This window comes from Corallococcus praedator (assembly GCF_003612125.1).
Taxonomy (GTDB): domain Bacteria; phylum Myxococcota; class Myxococcia; order Myxococcales; family Myxococcaceae; genus Corallococcus; species Corallococcus praedator.
Genome location: NZ_RAWI01000297.1, coordinates 1 through 11,817, shown reverse-complemented (window position 1 = coordinate 11,817; position 11,817 = coordinate 1). Strand labels below are relative to the sequence as shown.

General features: G+C 70.0%; 10 protein-coding genes. 5 read left to right on the top strand and 5 right to left on the bottom strand.

The window, feature by feature from the left end; all coding sequences use genetic code 11:
* The 4 genes from D7Y13_RS29680 to D7Y13_RS29665 all read left to right on the top strand — a co-directional run.
* Window positions 1–344: ATP-binding cassette domain-containing protein (locus D7Y13_RS29680; RefSeq protein ID WP_120630841.1), on the top strand; the 344-nt coding region annotated here is incomplete at its 5' end.
* Window positions 341–2,152 carry an ABC transporter ATP-binding protein gene (locus tag D7Y13_RS29675; protein ID WP_120537136.1) on the top strand — a complete coding sequence of 604 codons (1,812 nt, stop codon included), beginning with the start codon at window positions 341–343 and terminating at the stop codon, window positions 2,150–2,152. The genes D7Y13_RS29680 and D7Y13_RS29675, both read left to right, overlap by 4 nt.
* Window positions 2,153–2,398: 246 nt before the next feature.
* Complete coding sequence (locus D7Y13_RS29670; protein WP_120585534.1) at window positions 2,399–3,187, top strand: SDR family NAD(P)-dependent oxidoreductase; 789 nt, start codon at window positions 2,399–2,401, stop codon at window positions 3,185–3,187.
* A 50-nt stretch (window positions 3,188–3,237) separates the two neighbouring features.
* The gene (locus tag D7Y13_RS29665; RefSeq protein ID WP_120585533.1) at window positions 3,238–4,116 is read left to right on the top strand and encodes an aldo/keto reductase; all 879 of its coding nucleotides are present in this window, start codon (window positions 3,238–3,240) and stop codon (window positions 4,114–4,116) included.
* A gap of 79 nt (window positions 4,117–4,195) precedes the next feature.
* Here the strand turns inward: D7Y13_RS29665 and D7Y13_RS29660 are convergent, their stop codons facing one another.
* The 3 genes from D7Y13_RS29660 to D7Y13_RS29650 all read right to left on the bottom strand — a co-directional run bounded on the left by D7Y13_RS29660 (window position 4,196) and on the right by D7Y13_RS29650 (window position 6,755).
* Window positions 4,196–4,633 (bottom strand): ASCH domain-containing protein, encoded by a 438-nt coding sequence (locus D7Y13_RS29660; protein WP_120537139.1) that lies wholly within the window; start codon window positions 4,631–4,633, stop codon window positions 4,196–4,198.
* Window positions 4,606–6,066, bottom strand: coding sequence for a GNAT family N-acetyltransferase (locus D7Y13_RS29655; protein WP_120585532.1), 1,461 nt, complete (start codon window positions 6,064–6,066; stop codon window positions 4,606–4,608). The genes D7Y13_RS29660 and D7Y13_RS29655 overlap by 28 nt, the downstream gene beginning before the upstream one ends.
* 92 nt (window positions 6,067–6,158) lie before the next feature.
* Window positions 6,159–6,755 carry a TetR/AcrR family transcriptional regulator gene (locus D7Y13_RS29650; protein ID WP_120585531.1) on the bottom strand — a complete coding sequence of 199 codons (597 nt, stop codon included), beginning with the start codon at window positions 6,753–6,755 and terminating at the stop codon, window positions 6,159–6,161.
* A gap of 108 nt (window positions 6,756–6,863) precedes the next feature.
* On the opposite strand from D7Y13_RS29650, the gene D7Y13_RS29645 reads away from it, so the two are divergent.
* The gene (locus tag D7Y13_RS29645) at window positions 6,864–8,438 is read left to right on the top strand and encodes an FAD-dependent oxidoreductase (protein WP_120585530.1); all 1,575 of its coding nucleotides are present in this window, start codon (window positions 6,864–6,866) and stop codon (window positions 8,436–8,438) included.
* Between the two features lie 5 nt (window positions 8,439–8,443).
* Here D7Y13_RS29645 and D7Y13_RS29640 read toward each other — a convergent pair whose 3' ends face one another.
* Both D7Y13_RS29640 and D7Y13_RS29635 read right to left on the bottom strand, forming a co-directional pair.
* Window positions 8,444–10,129, bottom strand: coding sequence for a DUF3616 domain-containing protein (locus D7Y13_RS29640; protein ID WP_120585529.1), 1,686 nt, complete (start codon window positions 10,127–10,129; stop codon window positions 8,444–8,446).
* A 117-nt stretch (window positions 10,130–10,246) separates the two neighbouring features.
* The gene (locus tag D7Y13_RS29635; protein ID WP_120585528.1) at window positions 10,247–11,647 is read right to left on the bottom strand and encodes a TerB family tellurite resistance protein; all 1,401 of its coding nucleotides are present in this window, start codon (window positions 11,645–11,647) and stop codon (window positions 10,247–10,249) included.
* Window positions 11,648–11,817: the final 170 nt, after the last annotated feature.

Here is an 11,817-nt window from a genome sequence, read left to right as displayed (position 1 = left end):
GCGTGGGGCTGTCGGGCGGGCAGCGGCAGCGGCTGGCCATCGCGCGGGCGCTGCTCACCGACCCGCGCCTGCTCATCCTGGACGACAGCACGTCGGCGGTGGACGCCCAGACGGAAGAGGCCATCCAGGGGGCGCTGGACGCGCTGATGCGGGACAAGCGCAGGACGGCGGTGGTCATCGCCCAGCGCATCAGCACCGTGCGGGACGCGGACGTCATCCTCGTGCTGGACGAGGGGCGCATCGTCGCGAAGGGACGGCATGAGGATTTGAGGGCCTCAAGCGAGCTGTACAACGACATCCTCGGCTCTCAGCTCCAGCCCGCGCGCCAGGAAGGTGCGGCATGAGGCGGCCGGGCGGAATCGAGGCGCTGGCGGAGCTGGAGGCCGGCCGGGCGCAGCGGCGCGGCAAGGTGCTGCGGCGGCTGGTGGGCGAGCTGCGCCCTCATGCGCGCCTGATGGGCGTGGCGCTGGGGTTCATCCTGGTGGGCGCCGTGTGTCAGGCGGCGGGGCCGTACCTGGTGAGCCGGGCCATCGACCATGACATCGGCTCGGGGGATGGACGCGGACTGCTGCGGACGCTGGCGATGCTGCTCGTCGTCTACGCGGTGGGCGCGCTGGCGCAGCGGGCGCAGACGTGGCGGGTGGGCCACACCGGGCAGAAGGTGCTGGCGGAGCTGAGACGGCGCCTCTTCGAGCGGCTCCAGCAACTCCCGCTGGCGTGGTTCGACCGGCGACCGCTGGGCGACCTGATGAGCCGGCTCTCCAGCGACGTGGACACGCTCAACCAGCTCTTCGCGCAGGGGCTGACGCAGTTGTTGGGGTCGGTGCTGGGGCTGGTGGGCGTGCTCATCGCGATGCTGGCGCTCAATGCCAGGCTGGCGCTGGCGTGCTTCTCCCTCATCCCCGCCATCGTGCTCACCACGTGGTTCTTCGCGTCGCGGGCGCGCAATGCGTACCGCAAGACGCGCCAGACGGTGGGCGACGTGACGGCCAACCTCCAGGAGGAGATTGGGGGCGTGCGGCAGGCGCAGGCGTTCAACCGCACGGAGAAGAACATCGAGCGCTTCCGCGACCGCAACGCGGCCAACCGCGACGCGAACGTGGCGGCGGTGGGCATCACGTCCGCGTTCTCACCGGCCATCGACCTGCTGTCCACGCTGTCCACCGCGCTGGTCATCGGCTACGGCGGCGTGCTGGTGCTGGACGGACAGCTCACGGTGGGCGGTGTGGCCGCGTTCCTCATCTACGTGGCGCAGTTCTTCCGGCCGGTGCAGCTGGCCGCGTCGGTGGCCACGCTGATGCAGTCCGCGCTGGCGGGGGCGGAGCGCATCTACGGCATCCTCGACGAGACGCCGGAGCCGCCGGACGCGCCGACGGCGGTGGCGCTGGGGACGCTGAAGGGCCAGGTGGTGTTCGACAGGGTGTCCTTCGGCTACGACCCGGAGCGGCCGGTGCTGCGCGACGTGTCCTTCCACCTGGAGCCCGGACAGACGCTGGCGCTGGTGGGCCGCACGGGCGCGGGCAAGACGACGGTGGCCAGCCTGGTGCCGCGCTTCTACGACGTGACGGCGGGGACGGTGCGCATCGACGGGGAGGACGTGCGGCAGGTGACGCGCGCGAGCCTCCGCCAGCAGATGGCGATGGTGCTCCAGGAGCCGTTCCTCTTCAGCGGCAAGGTGGCGGACAACATCGCCTATGGGAAGCCGGGCGCCACCCGCGAGGACGTGGAGGCGGCGGCGAAGGCGGTGCATGCGCACGACTTCATCACCCGGCTGCCGCAGGGCTACGACAGCGTGCTGGGAGAAGGTGGCGCGACGCTCAGCCAGGGGCAGCGGCAACTGCTCGCGTTCGCGCGCGCGGTCATCGCGGAGCCCCGGGTGCTCATCCTCGATGAGGCGACGGCGAACATCGACACGCGCACGGAGGCGCTCATCCAGCTCGCGCTGGGGCGGCTCCTGTCGGGCAGGACGAGCATCGTCATCGCGCACCGGCTCAACACCATCCGGAACGCGGACCTCATCCTGGTGCTGGAGCAGGGGGCCGTCGTCGAGCGCGGCACGCACGAGGAGCTGCTCGCGAAGGGGGGCCTGTACGCGGACCTCTACCACCAGCAGTTCCGCGACGAGCCCCAGGCGACCCAGGCGCTCGGCTGAAGCACGCGGGGGCGCGGTGCCCTTCTCGACGGTCCCGCGACGGTTGCACGGTCCACGGAATCGTCCGCTGTGCTGGGAGGACGCACGAGCGGGTTGCGCGTACGCCCTGCCCTCGTTACCCAGCGGGCAGGGGTGCGGCCCTGGCGTTACCGGCGGCCCGTGCGCTTCGCGGAGGCGGTCCCCGTCTCCAGCATTCACCTCGGCGGGGCACGACAACCCCGCCTCCACCTTCCCCAGGGAGCAGGCATGGCAGGCAGTCGAGGGACCGCGTTGGTGACGGGCACGTCCGCGGGAATCGGAGAGGTGTACGCGCGGCGGCTGGCGGCGCTCGGCCATGACCTGGTGCTCATCGCCCGTCGGGAAGAGCGGCTTCATGCGCTCGCGGAGAAACTGACCGCGGCGCACGGCATCCGAGCGGAGGTGATGCGAGCCGACCTGACGACGGACGTGGACATCCACCGGGTGGCCGAGCGCGCGGCCGGCGAGGACATCACCCTGGTCATCAACAACGCGGGCGTGGGCGGCTACGGGCCCTTCGCGCAAGTGGAGCCCGCGGTGCTGGAGGGCCTTGCGCACCTGCACATCCTGGCGCCCCTGTTGGCCACCCGGGCGGCGCTGCCCGGCATGCTGTCGCGGGGCCGGGGCGCGGTCATCAACGTCGCCTCCCTGCTCGCCTTCTCCGGTGCCCTGCCCCCGGTCCCCCTGCCCCACCGGGCCACGTACGCGGGCGCGAAGGCGTTCCTCGTCCACTTCACGCGCACGCTCGCGGGCGAGCTGCGCGACACGCCGGTGCGCGCGCAGGTGGTCTGTCCGGGCATGACCGCCACCGAGTTCAACGGCGGCTACGTCGGCGCGATGCCCCCGGAGGACGTCGTCACCGCCTCGCTGCTGGCGCTGGAGCGCAATGAGACGGTCTGCGTGCCCGGGCTGGAGGCCGAGGAGGCGCTCGCGGCCCTGGCGCAGGCCGAAGCCGGAATGTTCCGGGGCAACAAGAACACCCTCGCCCGGCGCTACCAGACGCCCCCCGCGTCCTGACGTCCCCTTCTTCAGTTCACAGCAGCCATCCCTTTCCAGGAGGAAGAACCATGAGCGGCACTTCAACGCGTCCCGTGGAGAAGAGCGGCACCTTCAAGCTGGGCGGCGACCTGCCCATCCATCGTCTGGGCTACGGCGCCATGCAGCTCACCGGCCCCGGCGTCTGGGGTCCGCCCAAGGACCGGGCTGAAGCGGTGCGCGTGCTGCGGCGCGCGCTGGAATTGGGCGTGGACTTCATCGACACGGCGGACTCCTACGGGCCCTACGTCAGCGAGGAGATCATCGCGGAGGCCCTGCATCCGTACGCGAAGGGCGTGGTGGTGGCGACCAAGGCGGGCCTGGTGCGCACCGGCCCCAATGAGTGGCACCCGGTGGGCGCGCCCAAGTACCTGCGTCAGGAGCTGGAGTTGTCGCTGCGGCGGCTGAAGCTGGAGCGCATCGACCTGTACCAGTTGCACCGCATCGACCCGAAGGTCCCGGTGGAGGAGTCGCTGGGCGAGCTGAAGGCGCTCCAGAAGGAAGGGAAGATCCGCCACATCGGCCTGTCGGAGGTGTCGGTGGAGGAGATCCAGCGGGCGCGCAAGGTGGTGGACATCGTGTCGGTGCAGAACCGCTACAACCTGACCGACCGCGTGCACGAGAAGGTGCTGGACTACTGCGAGAAGGAGAAGCTGGGCTTCATCCCCTGGTTCCCCCTGGCGACCGGTGGGCTGGCGAAGCCGGGCGGGACGCTCGACTCGGTGGCGAAGAAGCACAACGCGACGCCCTCGCAGATTGCCCTCGCGTGGCTGCTGGAGCGCTCGCCGGTGATGCTGCCCATCCCAGGCACGTCCTCCGTGAAGCACCTGGAGGAGAACGCCCAGGGCGCGGAGCTGAAGCTCGGCAAGGAAGAGCTGGCCGCGGTGGACGCCCAGGCGTCGGGCCGCTGAAGCCACCGCGTCACTTCCGCTTCACGTAGCGCCCCACTGGCACGATGGCCGGTGGGGTGCACGCGGCACGCGCCGAGCGTCAGGTGACGAGCGCCCTGCGGCCTCGAATCTTCGTGAAATCATCCGCGCTCAGATAGGCATAGCTCTGAGGCGCGCGGAGATCCGGCGCGATGTCCCCCAGGGGGAAGGGTTTCTGGAAGACGTGCACCTTCCCGACGCGGATGGCGACCCCTTCGTCGGATTGAGAGAAGTATCGGTCGTAGTCCTCCTTCAGGATTGCCCCCTGTCGTGAATAGCGGCGCCAGAGCTGCGCGGGAGGGGCCTCGTCGATGCCGAGGATCTCGAAGAATCCGACGACCTGCTTCACCGGGCTCGAGGAGTAGACGACGACGTGGGAGACCTCCCGGCGGAAGGCGCGCTTGCGGAACTCCACGCGTTTGAGCCCGTTCAGGATGGGCGTCGCGTACTGCGGCTGGATGGGCAGCAGGACTACAGCCCGAGGCGCTGTCGGAGCCATTCACGACCTCCCTGTTGGACCGTGGTAATGGACTGCGGAGGGCCGTTGAGCACTCCGTGGCGACACAGGTCATTCAGGAGGAGGGGCTCCTTCAGGATGGCCGCTTGTCGGAAGTGGATGGCGAGCACTTCACCATTCGAGCACAGCGCTTCGATCTCGCGAAGGGGGAAGACGGTCCGCTTCCCCACGGAAGCAGCGATCTGGTTGGCATCGGAAGAGGCGAGCGTCTGCTCCGCGACGCCCATGACCGTCACCGCCTTCCTGGAATGGCTCAAGTAGAAGAGCAGCGGGGCTCCAGGTTCGATCTGCCGGGTCTGCGCCCGGCACAGATACACCTTCCGCAGCCCATTGCCGAAGGAGTGGACTCCGGGGTCGAGCGACAGTTGCGGATCCGCATCCGGGAAGAGCAGGTGATGGAACCGGGGCTCGATGGGAATGATGAAGGCCGAAGTGTCGAACCGCATCGCGGGAGGCCCGTAGCGCACATGGAACTCAAGCGGTCCTAGACCTTCGGGCGTCTCCGCGCTCCTCAATGGCTTCACGAGAATGAGTTCACCGTTTTCCTGCTTCCCCTCCACCCGGAAGCCAAAGTCCTCCAGCATGGCGATGAGAGGACCCTGGCGTTCGTAGGCCGTCACATAGACGAACGCATGTCCGTTCTTCGCGACGTGCTCGAAGACGCTCTTGAGAAGAAGCTCCCCCAACCGACGCCCCTGATGCAGGGTAGAAACCTTGAAGGTGCAGAGCTTCAGCGTTCGCCCCTTGAACCCCAGGATTCCCTCTTCGTCCTTGATCAGGCAGAGCGCCGCCAGGTGGCGTCCCTCGCCTCGCACCACCCAACAGCGCCGGTGTTCCTGCTGACATTTGCGGAACCATGCGTCGAAGGGAGGGTAGTCCTCCCGCAGGCTCTCGAAGATGGGATCCTCCGCCTCGACCGCATGCGCGAACGTGAATTCGACCGCGGGCGGAGGCTGCGCGACCGTGTCGCGCAGGCCCTGCACGAATACCAGGGCCTCACTGACCGTCGCGACGCGCTCCTTCAGTCCGACGCGCTTCGCGGCCCGGTGAAGGCGAAGATCCTCGGTAACGAGCACCCCCACCGCATTCGACCGTACAGCCGAGAGCAGATGCTGTTCCACCCAATCACGAGAATGGGCCTCCGGACTTCCCAGGATCTCCGCCCAGGCTTCGGGGATGGGCGGCGGAGCAGGAAGCGGAAGATATTTCTTGAGCAGCAACTCACGAAGTTGGCGTCGCTCCTCATCACGGTCCCGTTCAATCTCCACCTGCATGAACGGATGGACGAAGAGCTGATAACCCGCCTCTTCGAGAGTCCGTACCAGCGTGGTCGCGGGCTTCGTCAACGCCTCGATCTGCGCGGGCGACGTGGGCTCCAGCGGAATGAGCACATTCGTGTCGATCAGGATCTTCATGGCATCCCCCTCTCATCTGTCATGAGTCGACAAGCCTACCCAATCGGCTGACATTCGCACCTGTCCGGCGTCGAGCCGCTGAAACCCCCGCGTCACTTCCGCTTCACGTAGCGCAGGAGGAGCGTCACCAGCTCCTCCTGGAGCACGCCCTGGGACAGCGACTCGGGGCGCTCCACCACCGCGCGGTGGATGACCGCGTGGGACACCGTGTCGATGAGCCACATCGCCAGCTCCGGGTCCGGGACGTCGGTGGCGTACTCGCGGAACGCCTCCATCATCGGGGCGTCCTCCGGATCCGGGGCCCGGGCTCGACGCGCGGGCAGCTCCTCCGTCAGCGCATGGTGCAGCTTCGGGTTCACCGCGTGCGCGGCGAAGCCCATGGACACCAGCGTCCGGACGAGGTCCTCCAGGCCCTGGAACCTCCGCGTCGCCATCACCTCGCGCACCGCCTTGCGCTGCTCCTTCACGTGCCGGCGCGACACCTCCGCCACCAGCGCCTCCTTGCCGGGAAAGAACTGGTACAGCGAGGCCACGTTGACGCCCGCGCGCTCCGCGATGCGGTTGGTCGTCAGCTTCGCGTACCCGTCGCGCACCAGAATGTCAGCAGTCGCCTGCACCAGCGCGTCCACCGTCGCGCGCGAGCGCTCCTGCAAGGGCGTCTTCCGAGGGGAAAGCTTCGCGCGCGGCATGGCGGACTCCGGGTTCGGGAACGCAAGCTGACAACATAAGCACTTCCTTACATTCTCCTCTCCATCGCGTCCGGGGCGCCAGGGCCCCTCGCGACAGGAGAGACGGCCATGCCCCCCACGAACGTCCAGGTGCTGATTGTCGGCGCCGGCCCCACGGGCCTCACGCTCGCCTGCGACCTCGCCCGCCGGGGCGTCGCCCTCCGCATCATCGACGCGGCCCCCGGTCCCTTCGTGGGCTCACGCGGCAAGGGACTCCAGCCGCGCACACTGGAGGTGCTGGAGGACCTGGGCGTGCTGGACGCCGTGCTCGCGGCCGGCAATGCCTATCCCCGCCTTCGCATCCACTGGCGGCGCTTCGTCGTGGGCCGCTGGACGATGATGCCGCGCCACGCCGTGACACCCGACGTGCCCCATCCCGACCCCTGGCTCGTGCCGCAGGCCCGCACCGAAGGCATCCTGCGCGAGCGATTGGGTTCGCTCGGCCACACGGTGGAGTTCGGCACCGCGCTCACCGACTTCACCCAGGACGACTCAGGCGTCAGCGCCACCCTCCTCCACGACGGCGCTCCGGAGGTCGTGCGCGCGGAGTACCTGGTGGGCGCGGACGGAGGCCACAGCCGCGTGCGCAAGGCCCTGGGCGTGGGCTTCCATGGGGAGACACACGAAGCCGAGCGCATGGTCGTGGGCGACGTGCGCGTGGAGGGCCTGGGCCGCGACCACTGGCACGTGTGGCCCTTCGCGAAGGGCGGCATGGTGGCGTTGTGTCCCCTGCCCGGCACGGACCGCTTCCAGCTCGCCCTCCAGGTGAAGCCCGGTGGCACCGTGCCGGAATTGACCGAGGCCGCGCTGGACCAGCGCCTCCAGGAGGCGGCCCGCCCCGGCGCGAAACTCCGCCTGCACGATGCAAGCTGGTTGTCCGTGTACCGCCCCAACGTGCGCATGGTGGACCGCTACCGCGTGGGCCGCGTCCTGCTCGCGGGCGACGCCGCGCACGTGCATCCGCCCGCCGGAGGCCAGGGCCTCAACACCGGCGTGCAGGACGCCTACAACCTGGGCTGGAAGCTGGGCCACGTCCTCGCCGGGGCGGCCCCGTCCCTGCTCGACACCTACGAGGCGGAGCGGCTGCCCATCGCCGCGCATGTGCTCGGCCTGTCCGCGAAGCTCTACCAGGGACTGCGCCAGAACAGCCTGCGTTCGCAGCAGCGGGGCGCGGAGACGCGGCAGTTGGGATTGCACTATCGCGGCGGCCCGCTGGCACCCCAGGTGGACGGCGACACGTCCCGCCTGCGCGCGGGGGACCGGGCTCCGGATGCGCCGTGCGTGGACGCGACGGGAAACACCTCGCGCCTGTTCGACGCCTTTCGCGGCCCCCACTGGACGCTGCTCGCCTTCGGGCCGGAGCACGCGGACACACCCGCGTGGGCCCGCTCGCGCTTCGGCGACACCGTGCGCGCCTTCCACGTCCGCACGAAGGACACCTCCCGCGATGCCGACGCCCTGCTCGACGCCCACGGACACGCGCACCGGGCCTACGACGTGGGTCCGGGGGCGCTCGTGCTGGTACGCCCGGACGGCTACGTGGGGCACGTCTCCCGCCCGGGTGCTCGCGCGGCGGTGGAGCAATTGCTCGCACCGCTCCGCCCGTCCCTCAACAGCGTCAGCGCCCTCGGGGTGTCACGCTGAGACGCTCACTCCACCCGGACGATGAGGTCCATGAAGGACTGGCTGGAGGCCGAGGCGGCCTTGCACTCCCCGCCGCCGATGAGGTGCGCGCCCATGTCGAAGAGGATCTGCACGTCCTGGGTCCCCGGAATGGGAATCACCGCCTCCGGCGCCGAATCCGTGGGGGCGCTCAGGTCGCGCACCTTCACCGGCGCGACGCCCGCGACACCGCTCCACTTCCAGAGCGCGAAGGGACCGCTGCTCTCGTCATGGGGACCACTGAGCAGCAGCACCGCCTGATGCGCGTCCGACCACGCCATGCCTCGAAGCCCCTGGCCTCCCAATTCCAGACGCAGGGCCTGGCCGAACCGCGCCGGAGAACCCGCGATGACCGCGTCCGGATTCGTCAGCGTGACGACCAGCGCGCTCGTCCCCTCCTGCGGGTTGCGGAAGCCGATGGCGAGCCCGCCCGAAGGCAGCGCGGCCAGTCCCTCGATGTTGGTGCCCTGCTCCTTCGGCGCCAGCTCCGGCACGGTCGACTCCGCCAGCCGTGAACGGGACGCGAGCAGGGAGATGACGGCCGCATCCGGCTGGTTCCAGTTGCGGGCATCCAGCATGTCCTTGAGCAGGTTCGACGACACGCCCGCGACCTGGAGCGACGCCTGCGGCACCGTGCCGGACACGTCCAGCGCGAAGAACTTGTAGCGCGAGGCCTGAAGCACCCCGTTCTTGTTCCGCGCCTGGGAGGTCGTTACGAAGATGCGATTGCCCACGCGCGCGGCGTCCTCGAAGTCCGCCTCGTCCGACGACGACAGCCCCAGGGCGCTGTTCAGGTCGCGCGTCTGCACGGGAGCGACCGCCTGTCCCCGTGCATAGACGCGCGCCGTCTGTGACTCGTCGTTGAAGTTCAGGAAGTGGGTGCCATCCAGGGCCACGCCGCCGGAGCCATCACAGGTGCCCGGATAGGTCGTGCTCCCCGGCGCCGGGCCGGGCCCGTCCACATCCCAGGTCACCATCAGCTTCGGGCGCGAGGAGCGGGTGGAGTACTCGCGCGAGCGGACCTCCAGTCGGTTGTCGTGGTCCTTGTCGGAGAGCACCACGCCGTGGTTGCTGGAAGGCGTGCTCACCCATTTCTGCACCACCGCGAGCCCCTGCGCGTTGAGGGGCACGGTGTACGTCCCGGTCGACGCGGCCCGGATGGAGCCCAGCAGGGCCGTGTTCCGGTCACCGGTGCCATCCGCACCCTTGGACGTCCAGTCGTGGGAGCTGTCGGCCTGCTCCCAGGTGACCTGCCGCTCCGTCCAGGAGCGGGTCAGCTCGAAGAAGCCGTAGGCCTGATCCGCCTTGTCGGACACCGTGAGGACGATGGAGGCCGAGCGGACGGTCGCGTTCGCGGGGATGGCGGACACGTCCCACTGGAAGAGGATCTCGTTCTCGTTGCCACTGCCCGCGGGCGTGTCACCGCTGGCGGACAGGCTGCTGTCCGTCCCGTGGTTGGCATTGGAGTCCTCCTCTTCAATCATCGCGTCGCGGGTGCCCGAGTAGCCGGTGGACGGCGACACGCCATCCTGGAACGACGTGCTCTGCGTCGCCGCCAGGGCCAGGGATGCCCGGGGCACGTCCTCCCGGTCGTCCGCTGCCGGGCCACAGCCCCCCACGAACAGGAATGCCGTCACCGCCGCGCACTTCCCGAACCGCTTCGACCCACGCATGCGTGCCCCTTCCAGGGTTGAGAACCCGGAGGCATACGCTCGCGCCGATGCATCCAGGGCATCGTGACGATTGGGTTGATTCGTCGCGGCGGGAAGGGGACACGCGGGGAGCGCGTCCTACCCCACCTCGCGCTCGGCGGTGTCCTCGCCGTCGACGTCCAGGTCCACGACGGCGGGCCCGTCCTGGAAGGAGCTGGGCAGCAGGCTGAAGGGCAGCACCTTCGCCAGGGCCGCCAGCAGCAGGATGCCGCCGGGCGCGGCGAAGATGGCGAGCGCGGGGATGGCCTTCGCCACGTCGATGAGCTGGGCGCGCATGCGCTGCCGCTCGTCGGCGGTGAGCTTCTGGCGCCGCGCCGCCTTGGTGAGCAGCACCGCTAGGTCGCCCGTCTCGCGAGCCTCCTGCATCAGCCGGTGGAAGTTCTTCTCCAGCGTCTCCTGCATGCCGGTGATGAGGTCCTCGCCCATGGCGCCCGCCGCGTCCGACACGGTGAAGACATCCACCAGCGAGCGGTGCCGCGCGTAGAACTCCGCCATCTCCAATTCCAGACGTCGCAGCTCCGCCTGGGGCACGTGCAGCGCGCCCGCCAGCGTGTCGATGAAGGCCCGCTCCCGCCGCGTTCGCCGGCCGTCCACCAGCGCCGCCAGCAACGTCTGCTCCAGCAGCAGGTGGCGCATGTCCATGCTGCGCACCTGGCGCACCACCTCCCGCACGTCGCGCTTACGCTCGAAGGACTGGCGCACCGCGGCCTTCACCTCCCCCTCCAGCGCGTGCGGCAGGCGCAGGCCCTCCACCTGACGGAGGATGGCGCGGCGCGCGGGAAGTCCCGGCTCGCGGTCCACGCACGACAGCGCGGTGAGCACGTCCACCAGCAACGCCTTCTGCCGCGCCGCGAAGTCCAGCCGTCGCTCCGCCACCACCCGCGACAGCCGCCCGCGCGAGAACAGGTCGATGGCCTGCCGGCAGAACAACTGCGCGTCCGCGTACTGCGCGCCGTTGTGCAAGACCAGGCCATACACCGGGTCCCCGGCCAGCGACGGCGCCCGCTTGTCGAGCGCGTCCTCCACCCGGCCCACCATCCTCCGGGGCACGGGCAACCCGGCCGCCAGGCGTGCGTCCAGCGCCAGGGCCAGCTCCAGCTCCCCCGCGAGCACCGCGAAGAGCACCAGCAACTGCTCCACCCGGGGCCCCTCCGGCGCGTCCATCACCCGCGCCAGGTCCAGCGCCATGCGCGCCAGCGTGCGCACCACGGCGTGGAACAGCTCGTCCTCCACCGCGCGCGCCGGGACGTCGAAGGGCTCCCCTCCGTCCACCGGCGAGGGCAGCGGCACGGGCGTGCCGTACACCAGCCCTGACGCTCGCAGCGTGCGGCGCAGGAAGGCGCGGCCCCGGGCTCGGCCGGAGGCAGGCGGGGACGTGGTGGGGGATTCCACCGGAACAGGGGCGCGCGCGTGCGCGGCGACCACCTCCGCCAGGAGCGTGGCCAGCCAGGTCCCCCTTCCGAAAACCAGCACCGCCACCGGAACACCCCACGAGACGCGCGGCCGGACCCCTGCCGGTGCGCGATGAGGCGGGAAATAACCCAGTCGCATTCGGGACGCCACCCGGCCCCGGTCGGCGGTGCACGTCATCCACCGGAAGCTGGCGCTGGTGGAAAAAGCACGCGCCCGGCCACCGGTGTGGGTGGGCG

Bases quoted from the DNA above. Each gene is read 5' to 3' on its own strand.
- D7Y13_RS29665 (WP_120585533.1), top strand. From the start codon at position 3,238: ATGAGCGGCACTTCAACGCGTCCCGTGGAGAAGAGCGGCACCTTCAAG.
- D7Y13_RS29640 (WP_120585529.1), bottom strand. From the start codon at position 10,129: ATGCGTGGGTCGAAGCGGTTCGGGAAGTGCGCGGCGGTGACGGCATTC.
- D7Y13_RS29675 (WP_120537136.1), top strand. From the start codon at position 341: ATGAGGCGGCCGGGCGGAATCGAGGCGCTGGCGGAGCTGGAGGCCGGC.
- D7Y13_RS29670 (WP_120585534.1), top strand. From the start codon at position 2,399: ATGGCAGGCAGTCGAGGGACCGCGTTGGTGACGGGCACGTCCGCGGGA.
- D7Y13_RS29655 (WP_120585532.1), bottom strand. From the start codon at position 6,066: ATGAAGATCCTGATCGACACGAATGTGCTCATTCCGCTGGAGCCCACG.
- D7Y13_RS29660 (WP_120537139.1), bottom strand. From the start codon at position 4,633: ATGGCTCCGACAGCGCCTCGGGCTGTAGTCCTGCTGCCCATCCAGCCG.
- D7Y13_RS29645 (WP_120585530.1), top strand. From the start codon at position 6,864: ATGCCCCCCACGAACGTCCAGGTGCTGATTGTCGGCGCCGGCCCCACG.
- D7Y13_RS29650 (WP_120585531.1), bottom strand. From the start codon at position 6,755: ATGCCGCGCGCGAAGCTTTCCCCTCGGAAGACGCCCTTGCAGGAGCGC.